Raw genomic sequence first — 511 nt, 5'->3', positions numbered from 1 at the left:
GGTCGTCGCCGACTGGCCGGGGCTTGCGCCCGCCTCCCTCCTCGACGGGCGGGACCTCCGCCCGACCCTCGACCTGCGCGCCGTGCTGAAGGGCGTCCTGCGCGACCATCTCGGCCTGCCGGACCGGGCGCTTTCCGACACCGTCTTCCCGGGCAGCGGAGGCGTCGCGCCGACGCGCGACCTCCTCGCCTGAGCATCGTTTCCGGGCCTGCCAGTCCGGAATCCCGGTGCGGCCTCCCAGCGCGCCTCCCCTCACCCGAAAGGACGATCCGATGTTGAGACGATCGATGTTGAGCAGATCCCTGGGCGCCGCCATCCTCGCCAGCGCCTTCGCCGCGACCCTGTCGGGGCCGGCCTCGGCGCTTCCCCTCGTCGGCCTCGATGCGCCGGAGGCGAACATCGTCTAGGTCTACGGTGGCTGCGGCCCGTTCGGCCACCACGGCCCCTACGGCGGCTGCCGCACCGGCGGGCAGGCGGGCGGCTACGTCCGCGGGCGCTCCTGCCCGCGGGG

Annotated in this window: 1 pseudogene; it reads left to right on the top strand. The window is 74.8% G+C overall.

Features of this window, described 5'->3' with window-relative positions:
- Positions 1-193: pseudogene (locus FV222_RS28820) on the top strand (hypothetical protein); the annotation flags it as partial.
- Positions 194-511: the final 318 nt, after the last annotated feature.

Source organism: Methylobacterium sp. WL103 (genome assembly GCF_008039885.1).
Taxonomy (GTDB): domain Bacteria; phylum Pseudomonadota; class Alphaproteobacteria; order Rhizobiales; family Beijerinckiaceae; genus Methylobacterium; species Methylobacterium cerastii.
This window is presented reverse-complemented; position numbering and strand designations above follow the sequence as displayed.